The organism is Pedobacter sp. MR22-3 (assembly GCF_026240075.1).
GTDB lineage: Bacteria > Bacteroidota > Bacteroidia > Sphingobacteriales > Sphingobacteriaceae > Pedobacter.
Window position 1 is genome coordinate 41,211 of the sequence record NZ_JAPIVF010000002.1, and the last position, 19,979, is coordinate 61,189.

Annotated in this window: 17 protein-coding genes; all 17 read left to right on the plus strand. The window is 38.8% G+C overall.

The window, feature by feature from the left end; all coding sequences use genetic code 11:
- The first annotated feature begins 345 nt into the window (after positions 1 to 345).
- The 17 genes from OQ267_RS03985 (at position 346) to OQ267_RS04065 (ending at position 19,978) form a co-directional block, all read left to right on the plus strand.
- Positions 346 to 3,555, plus strand: coding sequence for a SusC/RagA family TonB-linked outer membrane protein (locus tag OQ267_RS03985; protein ID WP_265834993.1), 3,210 nt, complete (start codon positions 346 to 348; stop codon positions 3,553 to 3,555).
- 10 nt (positions 3,556 to 3,565) lie between these two features.
- Positions 3,566 to 5,083, plus strand: coding sequence for a RagB/SusD family nutrient uptake outer membrane protein (locus OQ267_RS03990; protein WP_088302535.1), 1,518 nt, complete (start codon positions 3,566 to 3,568; stop codon positions 5,081 to 5,083).
- Positions 5,084 to 5,108: 25 nt separating this feature from the next.
- The gene (locus tag OQ267_RS03995; RefSeq protein WP_140418703.1) at positions 5,109 to 5,798 is read left to right on the plus strand and encodes a hypothetical protein; all 690 of its coding nucleotides are present in this window, start codon (positions 5,109 to 5,111) and stop codon (positions 5,796 to 5,798) included.
- 18 nt (positions 5,799 to 5,816) lie between these two features.
- A complete protein-coding gene (locus OQ267_RS04000) occupies positions 5,817 to 6,800 on the plus strand; it encodes a DUF5007 domain-containing protein (RefSeq protein ID WP_088302537.1) in 984 nt (327 codons plus the stop codon).
- A 243-nt stretch (positions 6,801 to 7,043) separates the two neighbouring features.
- Positions 7,044 to 7,586 (plus strand): hypothetical protein, encoded by a 543-nt coding sequence (locus OQ267_RS04005; protein ID WP_265834994.1) that lies wholly within the window; start codon positions 7,044 to 7,046, stop codon positions 7,584 to 7,586.
- Positions 7,587 to 7,935: 349 nt separating this feature from the next.
- On the plus strand, positions 7,936 to 8,637 hold the full coding sequence (locus OQ267_RS04010; protein ID WP_088302539.1) for an N-acetyltransferase: 702 nt from the start codon (positions 7,936 to 7,938) through the stop codon (positions 8,635 to 8,637).
- Complete coding sequence (argG, locus tag OQ267_RS04015) at positions 8,637 to 9,827, plus strand: argininosuccinate synthase (protein WP_265834995.1); 1,191 nt, start codon at positions 8,637 to 8,639, stop codon at positions 9,825 to 9,827. The genes OQ267_RS04010 and argG overlap by 1 nt, the downstream gene beginning before the upstream one ends.
- A gap of 86 nt (positions 9,828 to 9,913) precedes the next feature.
- Complete coding sequence (argC, locus tag OQ267_RS04020; protein WP_265834996.1) at positions 9,914 to 10,915, plus strand: N-acetyl-gamma-glutamyl-phosphate reductase; 1,002 nt, start codon at positions 9,914 to 9,916, stop codon at positions 10,913 to 10,915.
- A gap of 31 nt (positions 10,916 to 10,946) precedes the next feature.
- Positions 10,947 to 11,315 carry a four helix bundle protein gene (locus OQ267_RS04025; protein WP_265834997.1) on the plus strand — a complete coding sequence of 123 codons (369 nt, stop codon included), beginning with the start codon at positions 10,947 to 10,949 and terminating at the stop codon, positions 11,313 to 11,315.
- Positions 11,316 to 11,344: 29 nt separating this feature from the next.
- Entirely contained in the window at positions 11,345 to 12,481 is a 1,137-nt protein-coding gene (locus tag OQ267_RS04030; protein WP_265834998.1) for an aspartate aminotransferase family protein, read from the plus strand.
- 94 nt (positions 12,482 to 12,575) lie between these two features.
- Positions 12,576 to 13,550 carry an acetylornithine carbamoyltransferase gene (locus OQ267_RS04035; protein ID WP_265820278.1) on the plus strand — a complete coding sequence of 325 codons (975 nt, stop codon included), beginning with the start codon at positions 12,576 to 12,578 and terminating at the stop codon, positions 13,548 to 13,550.
- A gap of 82 nt (positions 13,551 to 13,632) precedes the next feature.
- Positions 13,633 to 14,121: a DUF1016 N-terminal domain-containing protein gene (locus OQ267_RS04040; RefSeq protein ID WP_265820277.1), complete on the plus strand. Its 489-nt coding sequence runs from the start codon at positions 13,633 to 13,635 to the stop codon at positions 14,119 to 14,121.
- A 57-nt stretch (positions 14,122 to 14,178) separates the two neighbouring features.
- Positions 14,179 to 14,973: an acetylglutamate kinase gene (argB, locus tag OQ267_RS04045; protein ID WP_088302604.1), complete on the plus strand. Its 795-nt coding sequence runs from the start codon at positions 14,179 to 14,181 to the stop codon at positions 14,971 to 14,973.
- A 231-nt stretch (positions 14,974 to 15,204) separates the two neighbouring features.
- Positions 15,205 to 16,017, plus strand: coding sequence for a pyrroline-5-carboxylate reductase (proC, locus tag OQ267_RS04050; RefSeq protein ID WP_265834999.1), 813 nt, complete (start codon positions 15,205 to 15,207; stop codon positions 16,015 to 16,017).
- A gap of 93 nt (positions 16,018 to 16,110) precedes the next feature.
- Complete coding sequence (locus OQ267_RS04055; RefSeq protein WP_265835000.1) at positions 16,111 to 17,178, plus strand: M20 family metallo-hydrolase; 1,068 nt, start codon at positions 16,111 to 16,113, stop codon at positions 17,176 to 17,178.
- Between the two features lie 213 nt (positions 17,179 to 17,391).
- Positions 17,392 to 18,723 (plus strand): argininosuccinate lyase, encoded by a 1,332-nt coding sequence (gene argH / locus OQ267_RS04060; protein ID WP_265835001.1) that lies wholly within the window; start codon positions 17,392 to 17,394, stop codon positions 18,721 to 18,723.
- A gap of 1 nt (position 18,724) precedes the next feature.
- Complete coding sequence (locus OQ267_RS04065) at positions 18,725 to 19,978, plus strand: pyridoxal phosphate-dependent aminotransferase (RefSeq protein ID WP_265835002.1); 1,254 nt, start codon at positions 18,725 to 18,727, stop codon at positions 19,976 to 19,978.
- Position 19,979: the final 1 nt, after the last annotated feature.

Here is a 19,979-nt window from a genome sequence, read left to right on the forward strand (position 1 = left end):
GATAACTGTCAGATTTTAACAGTTTTAGGATGCTGTAGAAATAATCTGCTCAATAAAAATAAATAGGAGGATGTTCAACACTGTTTGATACAAAGTTTAAGTCATTCAAATGATAATGTTTAGGCCATCAGTTTTATGGGTAAACGGCTTTGAAGCTACATCATCATGCGGAATAAGGAGCTATAAACGGGTTTCTTTAGGTGATGAGTAATATTTTTAGTTAGCGCATGAGGCTAATGATTGGTTTTAGTTAAAATATGGTGTTTGTTGGGTAAAAAGGAATAAAAGACGCTGGTATAATACCATTACTTTTATTAAAAATCAAACATAACTAACTAACCGTCAATGGAAAAAACTTTTACAAGACATTTCTATCTGAAATTTCTATCTGCAACATTTTTTTATTTATTAATTCCCTGGCTGGCATTTGCCCAGCAAATAATAAAGGGAACCGTTTTAGATCAGAACGATAAACCCATTCCTGGGGTATCTATATTGGAAAAGGGAACAAAAAATGGTACTTCCACAAATGGAGATGGAAAGTTCGTATTAACTGTACAAAATAGTAAAGCAATACTTGTGGCAAGGATTGTGGGCTTCTTAACGGTAGAGAAACCTGTTACGGCAAATGCCATACTGAACTTTTCTTTACAAGACGACAATAAGATGCTTGATGAGGTGGTACTGATTGGTTATCAAAAAATTACCAGAAAAAAATCAACGGCCTCTATTTCCAGTATTTCCGGAAAAGAGCTGGCTAATTTACCTGCTGCAAGTTTTGACCAATTGTTACAGGGCAGACTTTCGGGCGTAAATGTTCAAAATTTTACCGGCCAGCCTGGGGTGTCACCAACTGTTTCGGTACGTGGTAACTCAACAGCGAGTACGAGCTACGATCAGTTTAATACCGTAAGAACGCCATTATACGTGGTTGATGGGGTGCCACAATCTTCAGATGACTTTGTGCCACCTGGTACAGGAACTGGTACAAACTATCTTGCAGGGATTAATCCGAACGACATTGAATCAATCGATGTGTTGAAAGATGCATCAGCTGCAGCTATTTATGGATCAAGAGCGGCAAATGGTGTAATTCTGATTACAACCAAAAAAGGTGTTAGCGGAGAAACCAGGGTTTCCTTAAGTAGTTATGTGGGTTTTGTGCAAAGGCCAGATCTGAGGGAAGCAACGATAGGCGCTACAGAACGCAGACAAAAAATGGAAGTTTTGCAGCGTCAGCTTACTTACGACCAAAGAAGACAGTTGCCCTATTTGCTTACCGATAGTTTAAATCCGGCTTTTAACGGAAATACAGATTGGCAGGATTTATTTTATCAGGTGGGTAAGATTAATGATAATAACTTGAGTATAACCGGTGGATCGGACAACGGAATGACCTACCGTTTTAGTGGTGGTTATTATAATGAGCAGGGAATTATAAAGGGAACAGGATTTAAAAGGTATAGTTCGAGGATTAATTTAACGTCAAGGGCTTTGAATAAAAAGCTGATGATTAATCCACAATTTTACTACTCAAGCGCTGATCGGGCGAGAGGAAATGAAGATCCAGATGATCCGAACAAACCAACCAAAATTGGCGCTGGCAATCTGCCCTCGTCACTGATCAATTTGTCACCCGAGAAACTAGATTTTTTTGTAAGTCCTAACAGCGAGAACCTCGATAAAAACATCAGTAATCAGTTTGGCATCAACTTGAATTTATCTTATGAGTTTAATAAACATTTTACGCTAAACTCGCAGTCCTCATATACTTCAGACAATACCAGGAGAGATGCCAGCAGAAGTAGCCTGCTCAATAATAATTTTGGAAACAGCGCGACTAGTTTTTCTTCCAGTGGTATTGGTTTAAGAACTTCTAATTACCTAAACTACAATGGTACGCTTGGAAAGCATTCTTTTAGTGCTGTGGTAGGGCAGGATATAGAATACAATAAATATCAGAATACACAGGCTGCCGGATTTGGTGGTGCTTCTGATAACATACAAGTGGTAACGGGATTTCAGCAAGCCAATATTTTTGCTTTGTCGCAGTATCGGGCACATGGTTTAATTGCCTATTATGGTCGTTTTAACTATGATTACGATAGTAAATATTTGTTATCCGGAACACTCAGGACTGATGGTTCATCTGGTTTCGGCGAGAACAACAAATATGGTGTTTTCCCTTCGGTATCGGTAGGCTGGATATTATCCGAAGAAAATTTTATGAAAAACATCACTAATAATCCATTTACACTAGTGAAAATCAGGGGTAGTTACGGTGCTACCGGCAATGAAGATTTAAGGAATTCATACGTACAGTATAATAAATACCTGGTTAATAATGGTGGGTTTGAAGGTAATGGTGCTGTTAATGGTGTTCAATATGGACTCCCCGGTGCAACTTCATATAACGGCGTTACAGCGATAACTCCAAATTTTATTAACGGTGTGGCACAAAAAGATTTAAGCTGGGAAAAATCAACGCAATGGAATATCGGTACTGATCTTGAATTCCAAAATGGAAAATACGCACTTTCGTTTGATGTGTACAATAAAGAGGTAAAGGATAAATTGTTTAATGTAGACTTGCCAGTTACTTCTGGTTATGATAACGCGTTTACCAATGCATTTTCTGTGCGCAATTCTGGTATGGAATTAACCTTTAACGCAACTCCAATCAGTAAAAAGATTAAATGGAATACCTCATTTAATATATCCTACAACAAAAACCAGATTATGAGCCTGCCTAACGGTGGCAGAGACATTGTATTGAGAGGTGACCGGTTTGATAAATCCCATATCCTTTCTGTCGGGAGCCCAATAAACGCATTTTACTTATATAGAACAAATGGGGTATTTTCGAGAACAAGTGATATCCCTGTTAATCCTTTCACGGGAGAATTGTACAAGAATACGAGTGGTACCTATGCAGCCGGTGAATTTTATCTGGCTGACCTTGACGGAGATGGTGTTATTGATGTTTTCAATGATGGAATTAATCCTGATAAAATGCCAGTCGGCGATCCCAATCCGCGTTTTACAGGTGGATGGACCAATAATTTCAGCTACAAAAATTTCTCGTTGAGCATTTTTGCAACATTTACATTTAAAAGAGATGTACTGAACTTATTTGATTCAGATCGTTTTGCTAATTCAACGTCTATTGATGCTGTATCAAATTTCGCAAATTTCTCCACCCCTGATTTAGACAGACTTAATATCTGGAGAAATCCAGGCGACAATGCTGAATACGCTAAATACGATTTGGGTAGTTACCACTATTATTATACAGGGGCACAAACTTTTTTCTTAGAAAAGGGTGGTTATTTGAGGATAAGAAGCATCAATGTCGGCTACGACCTGAATGCCAGGACTTTAAAAAGATTGGGATTGAGCCAGCTTAAAATATTTGCGGTAGTTGACAATGTTCATATGTTCCAGCAATCTAAAAAACTGCCTGATGCGGAGGCTGTAAACGGATATGGCGAGTATAATGGAAATGGATACCCAATCCCTAGAAAATATACATTAGGCCTTCAAGTTCAATTTTAATACCATTCACATGAAAAATTTACGTACAAAACTCAGCATATTATGTGCTCTAACCTTGATCTTGAGTACCAGTGCCTGTAAAAAATTCCTTTATGAAGAACCAAAAGATGCACCATATGAGCAAACTTTCTGGAAAACTTCTAAAGATGTAAGGAGTGCCATGGCGGGTAATTACGCATTGTTCCGTGGTGCAATTACGAATAAAAATAACCGCTATTACATGTATGGAGATGCAATTGCTAAAAATTATTTTACCATTCAGTATAGTGGGGATGGGCTTGAGGGGATACAAACCGGCGATTTTACCTTTCAGTATAACCTAAACTCATTAGCCAATTACACGCTTTACTATAAAAGTATAGCGATGTCGAACACCATATTGTTAAAAGTAGCGGCGATGACCGACGCCCAATTATCGGCGGAAAATGATGCTGTTGCATTTAGAAATAACACTTTAGGCCAGGCTTATTTTTTAAGGGCATTAAGTTATTTTATGATGGTAAGGGTTTGGGGCGATCTGCCAATTGTTACCGAAGCATATGAAGATCCACTTAATGCACCTCAACTTCCCAGAAAGCCAAAGGCAGAGGTAATGAAACTTATTGAAGATGATTGTCATAAAGCCATTAATTTGCTGACCTGGACTTATGAAAACAGTGGCGATGCGAAAGTTACAGCTAACAAAGGAGCTGCATATGCACTTTTAGCCCATTTGTATTTATGGCGGGCCACCATGTCCAATGTTAGTTCAGACACGCCCAACCTGGTTGATGTAAATAGCGCAGATACTACGATTAACACACTAATCAATCGTGGTGGCTATACTTTAACTGATACGGCCAATTATAAGAATACTTTTATAGGTCGTTCTTCAGAAGGTATTTTTGAAATTAATATAAGCGAGAATACGTTGGAAGGTTCTAATAGTTCAATAGGTGGGGGCTTTTTAAACGAAAGCTATGTAAAAGGAAACGGTAATAATCCAAGGTACTTTGTGGTGCCCAGGTATCTGAAAGATCATTTTTCTACAACTACTGATATCAGATACACCAAAGGCTTTGATGTAACCCTGCCGGATAAGCCAGTGTGTCTGAAATATTCCAATGTGACATACAGAAATCCGGGGCAAAAGTTAAATCCATATTTAAGCAATAACATCATAATCTTCAGGTTAGGTGATATGAGATTGCTAAAAGCTGAAATCGCACTGTATAAGGGAGATGCCGCCACGGCTACTTCAATTATCAATACATTCAGAAGAAGGAATGATCCCAATCCTGTGTTGGTAGATAACGGCTTGTCTGTAAGCGATGTCATGGATGAATACATTATCGAACGCGGACGGGAAATGTATCTCGAAGGACACCTGTTTTATGATTTGCTACGCACCAGAAGGTATGGGTTCATCGTAGACTGGCTACCGGAAGACAGATTTAAAAAAGAAGGTTTTTACTGGCCTGTAGATCCCGCTTTGTTTAGGAACAATCCATTCTTAAAGCAAACTACATATTGGTTGGGTAAGGTGTAAATAATTAATTTTTATATTAAAAATCATGAAAAATACTATTTTAATATATATGTCGATTGTTTTACTGGCCATGTCGGCATGTAAAAAAGACGACTATAAAAGAGATGGGGGGCAGAGTAGTCCTTTTGTTGATATGACCACTTATGACTACCTAAAATCCAATCGTAATTTTGATTCATTGGTGAAAGTGATTGATAAGGCGGGTTTGAAAGATGCTGTAAATGGCGATGCTACCTTCTTTGCTACCACAAATTATGGAATAGCAGATTATGTAAAAGCGAAAAAATATCAAAAGAGCCTTCAACTCGGTAAAGAAAATTTTGATTTCGGAATCAAAGATATTCCGGCTCAGGAACTTAGTGATTCATTAAAAACTTACCTGTTTGCAGGTAAAATAAACAGGGATCAGATTAGCCTTGCCGGGAAGCTGTACAATAGCTTGTTAGGTGCCATTCCAAATGTCCAATATTTAATTAAGTTTAGACGATCTACTTTGGAATATACCCAGTATTTGAATTACATAGATTATGTTACCTATACCAAAGTGATAGGTACGCGCGATGATACGGAACCTGATCTGAATGCTATACCGGATAACCAAAAAGACAAAGCGGTAGACGTACAGACCTCCGGAATTATCACAAAAACAGGAATTGTTCATGTTTTAAACGGAAATCATAGGTTGTTTTTTAATGGACAATCGTTAGGGAATTAAACCATAAAATATTCAATCATGAAAATTAAATATATTTTAGGCATACTGTTTTTACTGAGTATTTATTCCTGCTCAAAAATTGAGAAAGGTTTTCAAAGTAATGCCATTCGCTATAAAGACAACGATATTTATGCTAAACGAGGCCTGATACTTTTTCAGTCTGACAGGATTAATGCAGATGGCTCTACACCGCCATTTACCTATAAAATGGTAAACCTCAGAAAAGAAGACGGTTCTCCTGCACCGGTAGAATTTTCTAAAGCCTATGAAATTCTGGTGTTTAAAGAGGGTACCAGTTTCGATGCAGAAAAGGATGTGACTGTTGATTTGTTGAACAAGAAAAGAGAAACGGTTAAAAGATTACCCATGTATTTCAACGAAAACAGCGGACAACTCACATTCAATAGGGCTTCAGCAAATTTACCATTGGGCAAGTATGTTTTTGATGTTGAAATGACAAACGTTACCGGAACAAAGCTTTTTCCAAAATTGGCAACGATAAATGTTGTAGACCCTGAAGGCGATGATTTATTTGTGGTTACGGATAATGTTTCGAATGCATTTCACGATGTTACAGGTGTGGCAACGCCTATGAAAAATCCCATTATTACCTGTACTAAAATCTCTAATAATGGTGCAAGGGCAATATTAAAAATGGTTGATAAAAATGGAAAGGTTTTTAACCCTAAGGCAGGCGAAATCATACAAAGAGGAGATCGGCCGATTTTTGAAAATTATGCAAAGTTTAATCCGGTTATAAAGACTGATACAGCCATGATTTGTGATTTTGAGGTAGCGCCTTTCCCACTGACCAAATATGTTACGCCAACAACAGATTGGGGCTTTTTAATGTATTACAGGATACCAAGTAACTTTGTCACCGTTGATGGTTTTCCTGCATCCCTCGGAACATTCTCTGTAAATCCCCGGTGGTCATGGCAATTAAAGCTTGAAGGAACATATGTAATACAGGTGAAATTTCCTGATGTAACAAAAAAATAGTATGTAAATTCAATTAAACAGAAAGGCAATTTCATATGGAATTGCCTTTCTGTATGAGTGGGGTTTCTAATTAAATAACCGTAAAAATAAATTTAGTAAAATTAAATGTTGAGGCAGTTTATTGCTCGCTTCTTTCAAAAACAAAATAAATGATTAGTTGTTCAACTGAGGTTTACTTAACTATTTAGTAATCTTAATATTAAATGTCAATTATAATTTTGTTTAACCACTAAATTTATTAAAATGATTAAAAACAGCTCAAAATTAATCTGCATCTGCTTAAGTACACTGGTGATGGCTTCATGTGGAAGTTCTCAAAAGGACAAACCTGCTGATACCACCATTACCAAGACAGAAACGGTTGTAACTGTACCGGAGAAGCAAGAAAATGCACCGGCAGGCAGTAGCTTTAGTATCACACCTGATAGTGCTGTTTTAGGCAAAAGCAAGGAAGCATTGGTTAAGGTAACTGAAGCAACTGCAGTAGAATTGCAGGATGCGGATGGTAAATCTACAGGTGCTGAACTTACTGTTAAACTGCAGGTTACCAATAAAAGTACCCTTGATGCTAAGAAATATTTCTCTGTTTCTGCCGCTGATGCCAGACTTGAATTGGATAATGGTACAGCGGTTCCCGGAAATAAAGAGAGCGGTAATACCGAACCTGAGCCGGAGGCTTCATCAGAAGCCGTATGGAAATTTAGCTTGCCTGCAGGCACCTCACCTAAAAAACTAAATTTTTTCGTAGATGGAACAAGGGTTTCAGTCGGATTAACAAAAAAATAAAATTAAGGCCCCAACTCAGGGGCTTTAATTTTTACAATTATTGTAAAAAATTCAAAAAATATTGTGTAACTCGATTATTATTTAAACCTTTGCACCTCAATAGAGTTATAGCCGTTTTAATACGCCTGAAATGATTAAACAATTTTTACATAAACTTTCTGCTTTCTCCGCGCAACTGGCGTTTGGAAAGAGTTTGTTTATTAATCGTTTTCAGCCTGTATTTTATTATCCCACAAGCCGGCAAAATTTCACGCCACGTATTTAGTACCTCCACTAAACGTTATGAGGAATTGATCCTCTCTAAAAACCCAATTAACAAGAATACTTATAATTTTTCGTTAGAAAACGAATGGATATTAACGAATTTATAGTGCAGGTTGCACTTCCTGAACATCGTGTATTTGCAGAAGAAATTGTAACTGAGATGGCTGAGTCTGCAAAAGCACGTGGCACCGGTATCGCCAAGCGTTCTCCAGACTATGTTGCTGGTAAAATGATCGAAGGCAAGGCCGTGATCGCTTTCCATAAAGATGGTACATGGGCCGGCTTTTGCTATATAGAAACGTGGAGCCATGGTCAGTTTGTGGCAAACTCCGGGTTAATTGTTTCTCCTAAATTCAGGAAGGCAGGTTTAGCGCACGCCATTAAGGAAAAGGTTTTTGACCTTTCCAGAAGTTTGTATCCCAAAGCAAAAATTTTCGGGTTAACCACAGGTTTGGCCGTAATGAAAATTAATTCCGACCTGGGCTACGAACCGGTTACCTATTCTGAGTTAACACAGGATGAGGAATTCTGGAAAGGCTGTCAGAGTTGCGTGAACTTTGAGATTCTGAAAATGAAGGAACGTAAAAACTGCATGTGCACGGCCATGTTATATGATCCTGCTACGCAGAAACATGATGCGGCCAAAAGATTTGCAGAAGAATTACAAAAGAAACCTAAATTATATGAGCGCTTCATGCGCATCAAGCAACGTTTAGTTGTAAAACCGAAACCCAAATCCGGGTTCAAGGCCTTGATGTTTTTATTTACCCTATTATTTCATAAATAATGAAAAAGAAAGTTGTTTTAGCTTTTAGCGGAGGTCTTGATACCTCATTTTGTTGTATTTATTTAGCACAGGATCGTGGCTTGGAAGTTCATTCAGTTATTGTAAATACCGGTGGTTTTTCTGAGGAAGAATTGCAGGAGATTGAGAAAAGAGCTTATGCTTTAGGTGTTGCTTCACATGCCGTAGTAGATGAAACAGAAAGTTATTACAACGACTGCATTAAATACCTGATTTTTGGTAATGTATTGAAAAATGCAACTTACCCGCTTTCCGTAAGTGCCGAACGTGTAAGTCAGGCTACGGCAATTGCCAACTATGTTAAAAAAGTGGGTGCAGATTATGTGGCGCACGGAAGTACCGGTGCAGGTAATGACCAGGTACGTTTTGATATGATTTTTAATATCCTGATCCCTGGAGTTGAAATCATTACACCCATTAGAGATTTAAAATTATCCCGTGAAGCGGAAATAGAATATTTAGCAGAACATGGTGTGGAATACAGTGCAGAAAAAGCCAGATATTCCATTAATAAAGGTTTATGGGGCACTTCTGTAGGTGGAAAGGAAACTTTAACCTCTCACGAAACTTTACCCGAAAGTGCCTGGCCAACGCAGGTTTCAGAAACTGAAGCACGCAAAATTGAATTAACTTTCGAAAAAGGTGAACTGGTTGCCATTGATGGTGAAACATTGGCACCTGTAAGCGCGATTCAAAAATTACAGGCCATTGCTCAACCCTTTGGAATTGGTCGCGATATACATGTTGGCGATACCATCATCGGGATTAAAGGCCGTGTGGGTTTCGAAGCTGCGGCACCGGTATTAATTATTAAAGCTCACCACACTTTAGAGAAACACACTTTAACCAAATGGCAGTTAAGCTGGAAAGAGCAATTGTCATCTTTTTACGGCAATTGGTTACATGAAGGTCAGTTCCACGATCCAATCATGCGGAATATTGAAGCTTTCTTAACCGATACGCAAAAGGTAGTAAGCGGCAAAGTATTTGTGGAGTTGTTGCCTTACCGTTTCCAGATTATTGGTATCGAATCGAACCACGATTTAATGAGCAATAAATTTGGCAGCTACGGCGAAATGAACAATGCCTGGAGCGGAGAAGATGTGAAAGGCTTCTCTAAAATCTTTGGTAACCAGGTCATGATCTGGCATAAAGTTAATAACGAGGCGTAGCCTCAAAGGCGCAAGGCAGAGGGTTTAAGGCTACATTAGCATTTAAACCTTAAACCTTAGGCCTCAAACCCTAAACCTTTTTAAATATGAAAATAAAAGCAGGAATAATTGGCGGTGCGGGTTACACTGGTGGTGAAATGCTTCGTATTCTGGTTAACCACCCAAATGTTGAGATTGCTTTCGTCAATAGTACCAGCAATGCCGGAAACCTAGTTTCTGATGTACACACTGATTTAATCGGAGATACAGATCTAAAATTTGTAAGTGATATTCCACAAGATATTGACGTATTGTTTTTATGTGTTGGCCATGGTGATGCAAAAAAGTTTTTAGCAGCCAATCCAATCAAGGAAAGCATTAAAATCATTGATCTATCTCAGGATTTCAGATTAACTGCAAATACCATTTTTTCGAATCCAGACTCCGGGCTCCCGACTAAAGACTTCACATACGGTTTACCCGAACTTAATCGCGAAGCAATAAAATCTGCCAAAAACATTGCAAATCCTGGCTGTTTTGCCACTTGTATCCAGTTAGGTTTATTACCTCTGGCTGCAAAAGGTTTAATCAATAGTGAAGTTCATATCAATGCAACTACGGGTTCAACAGGCGCTGGTCAAGGCTTAAATGCTACTTCACACTTTAGCTGGAGAAATAATAATTTATCTATCTACAAAGCTTTTGAGCATCAACACCTGAATGAGATTGGTGAAAGTTTGTTGCAGTTGCAGCCATCACTAACAGATCTTTTGAGTTTTATTCCGCAACGTGGTGCATTTACCAGAGGTATTTTAGCTTCCATGTATCTGGAAAGTGATTTAACTTTGGAAGAAGCACAACGCATTTTTGAAGAATATTACAGTAGCCATCCTTTCACGCATGTAAGCCGGCGAAATATCGATTTAAAACAGGTTGTTAATACCAATAAAGCGCTGGTCCACGTAGAGAAACACGGCGATAAATTATTTATCATCAGCATTATTGATAACCTCTTAAAAGGTGCCAGCGGACAAGCGGTTCAGAATATGAACCTAATGTTCGGACTGGAAGAAACAGCAGGGCTTAAATTGAAAGCGGCCTATTTTTAGTGATACGTTATAAGTTTTAAGTAATAAGTGTATGCAAAATTTTAAAGATTTAAAAGTATGGGATAAAGCCCACCAGCTTACACTTAGTATTTATAAGATTAGTGCGAGCTTCCCAAAAGAAGAAGTGTATAGTCTTACCAATCAACTCCGGCGGGCATCGGCATCAATACCAGCTAATATTGCCGAAGGCTGTGGGAAAAATTCACAGGCAGATTTGGCAAATTTTTTAAATATTTCTCTAGGTTCAGCAAATGAGACTGAATACTTTTTGATTTTATCTAAAGATTTAGACTACCTAGCTGAAGAACAATTTACAATTTTATCAAATAGTATTAATGAAGTTAAGGCAATGCTTATCAGTTTAATTTTGAAAGTTAGAACTAAGCACCAAAACCTATAACTTAAAACGTACAACTCATAACTCAAACAATGAACTTATTCGACGTTTATCCTCTTAACGATATAGAAATTACCAAAGCAGCCGGCAGCAATGTTTGGGATGCTAATGAACAAAAATATTTAGATCTATATGGTGGCCATGCCGTGATTTCCATTGGTCACACCCATCCGCATTATGTTAATCGCTTAACCGAGCAGTTAAACAAAGTTGGTTTTTACTCCAATTCAGTTAAAATTCCTTTACAGGTACAGCTGGCAGAAAAATTGGGTCAGCTTTCTGGTAAGAAAGATTACCAATTGTTTTTGGTAAATTCAGGAGCAGAAGCCAACGAAAATGCGCTAAAATTAGCCTCATTTTACAACGGCAGAAAGAAAGTGATTGCTTTCACCGGTGCTTTCCACGGACGTACATCATTGGCCGTATCGGTAACTGATAATCCGAAAATTGTTGCGCCGGTTAACCAGACGGAAAACGTAATCTTTTTACCTTTTAATAACGAGGTTGCTTTAGAAGAAACTTTCAAAGCGCAAGGCAATGAAATTTCGGCCGTAATTATTGAAGGTATTCAGGGTGTAGGTGGAATTAAGGAAGCTTCAAAAAGTTTCTTGCAGAAAATCCGTGCGCTTTGTGATGAATACAATTCGGTTTACATTGCCGATTCCGTTCAGTGTGGTTATGGCAGAACTGGTTTATTTTATTCACACGATTATGCCGGGGTTGAAGCCGATGTTTACACCATGGCCAAAGGAATGGGTAATGGATTTCCGGTAGCAGGAATTTCAATTGCCCCTAAGTTTAAACCATGGCATGGAGAATTAGGTACCACTTTTGGTGGTAATCACCTGGCCTGTGCAGCAGCATTAGCCGTTTTAGAGGTGATGGAGCAAGATAACCTCATGAAAAACGCCGAAGAAATCGGAAATTACTTAATTACAGAATTAAAAAAAATTGAACAGGTAGTTGAAGTTCGCGGTCGTGGATTAATGATTGGTATTGAATTGCCAGCCGAGCTTGCCCATGTTAAAAAAGAGTTATTATTCACCCACTATATTTTTACCGGCGAAGCAAAGCCGAATGTAATTCGCTTATTGCCGGCTTTGAATTTAACCAAGGCACATGCTGATGAATTTTTGGAAGCGTTTGCTTTAGTTTTAAGTTCTAAGTAGTACGTTTTAAGTACACAGGACTCTATTTATAAATTATTTTGGATGAGGAATACGAAACTTATAACGTATAACTTACTACTTACAACGTTTTAAAATGAAACTTTTCACTTCCGTGCACGATGTTCCAAGCATCAAGCAGTTTGTAAATGATGCGCTTGCCTTAAAGGCAAATCCTTATGCGCATCAGGATTTAGGTAAAAACAAGACCCTGGGTTTGGTTTTCATGAACCCAAGTCTGCGCACCCGTTTAAGTACCCAAAAGGCTGCTTTAAATTTAGGGATGAATGTGATGGTGATGAATCTGGATAAAGAAGGCTGGGCTTTAGAAACACAGGACGGTGTGGTGATGAATGGCTCAACCGTGGAGCACATCCGCGAAGCTGCTGCCGTAATGGGTCAATATTGCGATATTCTAGGCTTGCGATCTTTCCCTAAACTAAATAATCGTGAAGAAGATTATAGCGAAGATTTCTTTAATAAATTCGTGAAATATTGTGGAGTTCCTGTGGTAAGTTTAGAAAGTGCTACACGCCATCCTCTACAGAGCTTTGCTGATATCATTACCATTCACGAGACCTGGACGAACAAACCTGATGGACGTAAACCAAAGGTCGTTTTAGCCTGGGCACCTCATGTAAAGGCCTTGCCACAGGCTGTGCCAAATTCTTTTGCTGAATGGATGTGTCAGGCACAGGAAGAAGAAATGATCGATTTTACCATTGCTCAACCTGAAGGGTATGAACTTTCAGCAGATTTTACCAAAGGTGCCGATATTCAGTATAATATAGAGGCGGCATTGGCCGGAGCAGATTATGTATATGTAAAAAACTGGAGCAGCTATCAGGAATATGGTCAAGTATTAAATTATCCTGAAGGCTGGATGATGGACAATGAAAAGTTAAAATTCACCAATGATGCGAAAGTGATGCATTGTTTACCTGTTCGCAGAGATTTGGAATTATCATCTGAAATCTTAGATGGACCAAATTCATTAGTCATTCACGAAGCTGGTAACCGTTTATGGGCCGCACAAGCTGTAATTAAATCGATGCTGGAAGAATTGAAATAATCTGTTACGATTTGAAGGCCTATAACCTGCAACTTATCAGGAAGACAGCTTACGATCATAAAAATTATAATTATTTTTATACATGGCTAAGCCAATTACAAGTACTTTATCCGATTTCCATCAGGTGATTATCATGATCAACGATGCACGGAACAGGGCCTACAGTAAGGCAAACGCCGAGTTGGTAATGTTGTATTTTAATATTGGAAAAATTGTTTCTGAAAAAGTGTTGGCTGGAAATTGGGGTGATGGAACAGTAAATGATCTGGCAGATTATATCGCCGAAAAGCAACCGCTCTTAAAGGGATTTAACCGCCGCGGACTTTATAGAATGAAACAATTTTATGAAGTGTATAGCGATGAGCAAATTGTTTCGACACTGTTGACAAAATTGCAAGCTGATCATAACTTAAAAGTGTCACCAGTGGTGACACAATTAGAAAGCAGTATTTTTACTTTTTGCAAAAGGATATTATTAAAAATAAACTGGACACATCATCTGTTAATACTGTCAAAAACAAAAGGCATTGAAGAGAACCAGCACTCATTGCCGATTATGAAACCAAGTTGATTGATAAAAAACTGCTCGCAGAAAAATTGCATCAACTTTCTGAAATTTTTTATAGAAATGAACAATAAGCAACTGACCATCATCAAAATTGGTGGAAACGTCATCGATCACTCCGCAAACTTACATCAGTTTTTGCTGGATTTTACCGCTTTGCCAGGCGATAAAATCCTGGTTCATGGTGGTGGCAAAATCGCAACAGAACTGGGCGAAAGTTTAGGCATCGAAGCGAAAATGGTGGATGGTCGCCGGATTACCGATATTGAAACCTTGCGAATTGTTACCATGGTTTATGCAGGATTAATTAATAAAAATATGGTTGCCCAGTTGCAGGCCAAGGGTAGCAATGCCATTGGTTTAACCGGTGCGGACGGAAATATCATTCAGGCAAAAAAACGTCCTGTGAAAGAGATCGATTATGGTTTTGTAGGTGATTTGGATGAAAAATCTGTCTCTGCCGAAACCTTAAGTAAATTATTGCAAGCCGGATTGGTTCCTGTTTTATGTGCCATTACACATGATGGAGAAACCCAACTGTTAAATACCAACGCTGATACCATTGCATCATCGGTTGCGGTAGCCATGTCTGCTTTATACGAAACGCGTTTGGTATATTGCTTCGAGAAAAAAGGTGTGTTGAAAGATGTAAATGATGATGATTCTGTAGTTAGAGAAATCAAAGCAGATGAATTTGAAGGACTTAAAGCTGATGGAACTGTGCAGGGCGGAATGATTCCAAAATTACACAATGCTTTCGAGGCCATTAAAAAAGGTGTTTCTGCCGTTTATATTGGCAAAGCCGATGAATTAGCAGAACTGGCTGATGGAACGTTTGGCACCAAAATGCTGAAGTAAAGGTAGAGAAGAAAGGCTGAAGGTTCTGGGATTAGAAAGTAAAAGAAACCGATGAATTCTGCTTTTGCCATTTAAACCTGATAGTAGTGGAAAGCTCCCGATTTTTCATCGGGACTTGTAACGAATAGCAGGACTGAACATCAATAGAATTGCTGAAATTGCTTTTCAAAAAATATATAAATCTGTGTAATCAAATCACTGTGTAATCAACCCGCAGGAAAATTAAGAATCATGACAAAAAAAATAGCCATCATTGGTAGCGGAAATATAGGTTTATCTTTAGCCAAAGGTTTGGTAAAGGCCGACTTTGCTCAAGCGGGCGATATTACACTTACCCGTAGAAATATTGATCATTTAAAATCTTTCGCCGAATCTGGATTTGTAGTGAGCAATAATAATAAAGAGGCTGTTTCCAAAGCTGATGTTGTCATCCTCGCCGTTTTGCCGCAACAGTTAAACACCGTTTTAGATGAAATCAATGCGCCGATAGATTCGGCTAAACATTTGGTTATTTCTGTAATTTCCGGTGTCAGCTGTGCTGCGGTTCGAGCGAAACTGGGTGAGGATGTAGAAGTGATTCGTGTAATGCCAAACACGGCAATTGCCATCGGACAATCGATGACTTGCATGGCCAGTGATAATGCCTCGGCTGAAAATATTGCGGATGTGACCAAAATGTTCGAAACGGTAGGCTCGGTAGTTAAAATAAACGAAGATTTAATGACTTCTGCTACCGCACTTTGTGCCTGTGGGATTGCCTTTTTTTTAAGGGCGATCCGGGCAGCATCGCAGGGTGGCGTAGAAATTGGTTTCCATGCCGATGAAGCACTTAAAATGGCTGTTCAAACGGCAAAAGGAGCGGCCGATTTACTTTTATTGCATGGTACACACCCGGAATCAGAAATAGATAAAGTAACTTCGCCGAAAGGTTGTACCATTGCCGGTTTAAACGAAATGGAACACAATGGTTTTAGCTCATCATTAATAAAGGGAATTAAACTTTCGGCCTTAAAAGCCGGGAATTTATATACCAAGGAAAGCTAAAAGCAGAAAGACTAAAGCTGAAAGCAAAATAAAAAGTATCATGCATGTTAAGATGAAAATTGTCTTGATGCCTGATACTCATTACTTGATACTATGTCATTAGAAAATATACAAAAGGAAAGTCTGGATTTATTGCGTCAATTGATTCGTATCCAGTCTTTTAGTAAAGAAGAAGATAGAACGGCTAATTTAATTGCGCAGTTTTTGGATGAGCGGGGCGTTAAAACCCACCGCAAAATGAATAATGTTTGGGCATATAACAAACATTTTGATGCGAAGAAACCAACACTGTTGCTCAATTCCCATCATGATACGGTAAAGCCAAATTCTGGTTATACCCGTGATCCTTACGATGCAGCCATTGAAGGAGATAAATTATTCGGCTTGGGCAGTAATGATGCTGGTGGTTGCCTGGTTTCCTTAATCGGTACGTTTTTATATTATTATGAACAGGAAAATTTAAAATATAACATCTGTTTGGCCGCAACGGCGGAAGAAGAAATTTCCGGTAATAACGGATTAGAATTGGTTCTGCCTGATTTAGGTGAATTGGAATTCGGAATTGTGGGTGAACCGACAGAAATGAATTTAGCCATTGCTGAACGTGGATTATTAGTATTGGATTGTGTTTCTCATGGCAAAGCAGGTCATGCGGCACGTGAAGAAGGTGAAAATGCCATTTACAAAGCATTGGCAGCTATCGAATGGTTCAGGAATTATCAGTTCCCGAAAGTCTCTGAGGTTTTTGGTCCGCTGAAAATGACGGTTACCATTATCAATGCGGGTTCGCAGCATAATGTGGTTCCGGCAAATTGTACTTTTACAGTAGATGTCCGGGTGACTGATGCATATACCAACGAAGAAGTTTTAGAAATTATCCGGGCCAATGTAGATTGTGATGTTACGCCACGATCTATCCGTTTAAAGCCATCATCAATCGATAAAAACCATCCTGTAGTTCAGGCTGGTATGGCATTGGGTAAAACCACTTATGGTTCGCCAACAACATCCGATCAGGCTTTATTAGATATTCCATCTGTAAAATGCGGACCAGGTTTTTCTGGCCGCTCGCACATGGCTGATGAGTTTTTGTATGTGAGGGAAGTAGCAGAAGGTGTGGAAGGATATGTGAATATGCTGAAACCGGTTATTGAAGGTTAATGGTTTTAAGTTGAGGGCGTAAGGTTCAGGTGTGAAACTTAAATGCCCCCTTTATCTTTTAAAAGACTCAAAAACCTTTGTGCTTAGTGTCTTTGTGGTAAAAATAGCCTTGTGTTCTCTGAAAAACTTCATGAACTCTGTGCTAAAATTATAAAATAGCTTGGCGCACTTTGCGAAAAAACTTAGTGCCCTTTGCGGTTAAATAGATTTAAAATGAAAATCTGGCAAAAAAATACAGACGTAAATAAATTTGTAGAAACCTTTACGGTTGGAAAAGACCGTGAACTGGATCTACAAATGGCAAAATTTGATGTGTTGGGCTCTCTGGCCCATACGCAAATGTTGGAAACCATTAACCTGCTTACTGCTGATGAATTAAAAAACGTTCAACAGGAATTGAAAAATATTTATGCTGAAATTGAGGCTGGAAATTTCACTATTGAAGATACCGTAGAAGATGTTCATTCGCAGGTAGAATGGTTGCTTACGCAGCGAATTGGTGAGGCAGGAAAGAAAATCCACAGCGGACGCTCACGTAATGATCAGGTTTTGGTTGATTTAAAGCTATTTTTCAGGGCTTGTATTGAAGATATGGTCAATCAGACATCAACCTTGTTTAACCAATTAATCGAATTAAGTAATACACACCAAGATAAATTGATGCCAGGCTACACGCATTTGCAGATTGCCATGCCATCATCATTCGGACTATGGTTTGGTGCCTATGCGGAAAGCCTTGCCGATGATCTTGAACTGATGCTTGCTGCCTGGAAAATTACCAATAAAAATCCATTGGGTTCTGCCGCTGGTTATGGTTCGTCATTCCCATTAAACAGAACTTTAACGACTGAATTATTAGGATTCGAAAGTTTAAACTACAATGTGGTTTATGCGCAGATGGGGCGTGGAAAAACAGAAAGAATTTTGGCACAGGCCATGAGTTCCATTGCGGCTACTTTGGCCAAAATGGCAATGGATGTATGTTTATTCATCAACCAGAATTTCAGTTTCATTAGTTTTCCGGCAGAACTGACTACAGGTTCGAGTATTATGCCGCACAAGAAAAATCCGGATGTTTTTGAACTGATTCGTTCACGTTGCAATAAAATACAGGCTTTGCCCAATGAAATTGCCATGATGATCACCAATTTGCCATCAGGTTATCACAGAGATTTACAATTGCTGAAAGAAAATCTTTTTCCAGCCATTACTTCCCTGAATGAATGTTTGGAGATCGCTACATTTATGTTTCAAAACATCACCATCAAGGATGACATCTTAAAAGATAAAAAATACGATTATCTGTTTAGTGTAGAGGTGGTTAATGAACTGGCGTTGCAGGGGGTTCCATTCAGGGAAGCATATAAAATTGTAGGCGAACAGATTGAAAATGGTACCTTTGCACCATCAAGTGAGATCAAACATACACATGAAGGCAGTATTGGCAACCTTTGTAACGAGCAGATTACGGCAGCAATGCAGCAGGTTTTAGCTCAGTTTGGTTTTAAAAAAGTGAATAAAGCAATAGAAGATTTAATAGCATAATATGAAAGTTTCAGTATTAGCCAGTGCATTAATTGGCTCAGAAATTATAAAAATTGGCAATGAAGTTAACGAAATGAAACGCAAAGGCGCTTCAATCGCTAACTTAACCATCGGTGATTTCGATTCGAATATTTACCCGATACCAAGCGAATTGAAAGCCGGAATTGTAGATGCATACCATGCAAATCAAACTAACTATCCTCCTGCAGATGGCGTTTTACAATTACGCGAAACCGTTTCTGAATTACTGAAAGATAGATTCGGATTGGAATACAATACAAACAGTATTTTGGTTTCAGGCGGTTCCCGTCCGTTAATTTATGCAACTTATTTAGCCTTAATCGATCCGGGAGATACCGTTGTTTTTCCGGCACCCTCCTGGAATAACAATCACTATTGCCACTTAACTTCGGCTAAAACTATTGCTGTAGAAACTGATGCTGCGCATAATTTTATGCCAACAGCTGCACAATTAAAACCGCATTTAAAAGGAGCAACTTTATTGGCTTTATGTTCGCCATTAAATCCAACCGGAACCATGTTTGATGCAAATTCGCTTGCTGAAATCTGTGATGCGGTTTTAGAAGAAAATGCTTCGCGTGGCGCAGATGAAAAACCATTGTACATGATGTATGATCAGATTTATTCCCTTTTAACTTTTGGCAAAGCCCATGTAAATCCGGTTTCTTTACGTCCGGCGATGCGTGAGTTTACCGTATTTGTGGATGGCAGTTCTAAGTGTTTAGCTGCAACCGGCGTGCGTGTAGGCTGGGGTTTTGGTCCGGAAGATATTATCAACAGGATGAAAGCATTGGTTGGGCACATGGGTGCCTGGGCACCTAAGGCTGAGCAGGTGGCTATGTCAAATTACTTTAATAATAAAGTACAGGTTGATACTTTCTTAACCAGTTTTAAGAGCCAGATTCAGGATAGTTTGAATGCCCTTTATAATGGCTTTAACGAATTAAAGAATGAAGGCTTTAATGTGGAAGCTGTAGAGCCGATGGGTGCCATTTATTTAACCATTAAAATCGACTATATCGGAAAAACCACTGAAGATGGTCAGGTTTTAAAAGACAGTGCAGATGTGAATTTCTACCTGATCAAAGAAGCTGGCGCAGCTTTAGTTCCTTTTTCTGCCTTCGGAAATGCAGATAGTATGCCTTGGTTCAGGGCATCAGTTGGTGCTTGTACTTTGCAGGATATTAAAGATATGTTGCCAAGGATTAAAGCGGCATTGAGTAAATTGAAATAAG